The sequence below is a fragment of the Corallococcus sp. CA041A genome, from assembly GCF_003612075.1.
In the GTDB taxonomy this organism is placed as follows: domain Bacteria; phylum Myxococcota; class Myxococcia; order Myxococcales; family Myxococcaceae; genus Corallococcus; species Corallococcus exiguus.
Genome location: NZ_RAWF01000526.1, coordinates 1 through 1,623, shown reverse-complemented (window position 1 = coordinate 1,623; position 1,623 = coordinate 1). Strand labels below are relative to the sequence as shown.

At 69.4% G+C, this 1,623-nt stretch carries 2 protein-coding genes; both read left to right on the top strand.

The genetic code is table 11. From position 1 onward, the window contains the following. Positions 1 to 349: 349 nt before the first annotated feature. The gene (locus D7V77_RS41890) at positions 350 to 889 is read left to right on the top strand and encodes a hypothetical protein (protein WP_120581720.1); all 540 of its coding nucleotides are present in this window, start codon (positions 350 to 352) and stop codon (positions 887 to 889) included. Between the two features lie 21 nt (positions 890 to 910). Further along, a complete protein-coding gene (locus D7V77_RS41885) occupies positions 911 to 1,363 on the top strand; it encodes a hypothetical protein (RefSeq protein ID WP_120581719.1) in 453 nt (150 codons plus the stop codon). The last annotated feature ends 260 nt before the right edge of the window (positions 1,364 to 1,623 follow it).

The window sequence follows — 1,623 nt, the reverse complement described above, 5'->3', positions numbered from 1 at the left end:
GGGGACGGCCACCGGCGAGGGGTGGGGTCCGGAGAATCGTGCTCATGCGACAGGGACTCCTTCAGGGGGGACGCAGTCCCACCCCCTCATGGGTTGTCTTTCTTTCTGCCAGAAACAGGGCCTGTGTTTCACCCCCTGCCACGGGGGCCGGTCCGGTATCCGACGGATGGCGCGGGTAAGATAGGGATTGCTCCGCCGGCATGCCGGACCCCGGGTGTCCACTGCCGGAGATTTCACCGTGCAGTGACGAACGGGCGGCCCCGGGGGGCGACGGGGTCCGGAGCCGCTGCCCCCTAGCGTCCCTGGCGCCGCGCGTCCCGACGCGGGGCTTCAGGGGGACGCTTTCCATATGCGCCACATCGTTCCGGTCCGTGCGGCACGGGCCCTGTCGCCGTACGTGCTCCTCGTGGCGGCCATGGCCCACGCGGACGGCCAGCCCGCGCGCCGCTACCTGGGCACGGAGAAGGTGTACGCGCATCCGTTCATCCATGCGGTGAAGGGCACGCAGAAGGGGCCGCCCGGCTACGAGCTGCTCATCCAGTACTGGCACGAGGGGGACTGGGAGCACATCGCCGTGGCTGTCTCTCCGCGCTCGGTGGTGGGGCGCACGCTGACGGAAGCGGAGCTGCGCCGCATCCTCCAGGGGGACTGGACCGCGGACGGCGCGGACCCGCTGGTGATGAAGCGCATCGAGTACTTCTTCCACCACAACAGCAGGGTGTTCGACTTCGCCCGCCCCAATGCCTACCTGCCCCGCGAGCAATGGCAGGCGCAGCTGGACGCCCGGGGAGAGGACCGGCCCGGGGAGAAGAAGCTCCTCGCGCGCGCGCGCCGCTACGCCTGGGCGGACGAGGCGGAGACGGTCATCAACACGCACCCCATTGGTTAGATTGGCGCGGACTCCAAGGGATTGGAGCAGCTGCTGGCCTCTCCAGGACCGCACGCGCGGGAGTCACACGCCACGTACCCGGTGCCGGGCGTCTTCAAGAACATCGGCCCCGCGGGCTCCACGGAGGCGGTGCGGCGGTTCTTCGACCACCAGGAGTACCTCACCCACCCGGACAAGCCGCTGTCGGGGCTGGTGGCGCACTCGGACATGGGCAACCTGTCCATCGTGGGGCCGGCCTTCAACGAGGGATGGAACCGCCCGGCGCCCAGCGCGGGGTTCGATTTGTACGTGCCCAGCGAGCTGCCGTGGTTCTTCCCGCTGGACGTCCAGGACGACTTCTCCAACAACCTGGGGTTCCTCAACGCGCCGGTGGCGTTGCTCATCACGCTGCCGCCGCTCGACTTCCTCTACCGGGTGGTGGGGTTGCCGGTGCGAGCGGTGGTGGAGAACCACCAGCCCGTCTACACGCCGTAGGAACGGCTGCCGCGCCGTCGCTTCACGGTGGAGGCGGGGGTGGGCGTGCAGTTGCTTGGAGACGACTTCACGGGGCTGCTGCTCAACGACCGGCGGCTGGACGACTGGTACGGGCAGCTCACGGCGTTGGATCGGGTGTGGCTCCCATCCTGATCACGCGGCGCGCCGCACCCGAGCGCGCCGTGGCGCGAGAATGAGAGTCATGGCGGCGTCCCAACGGTCCGAGAGCACCAGAGCGCGGAGGTCGAGGATGTGCTGGC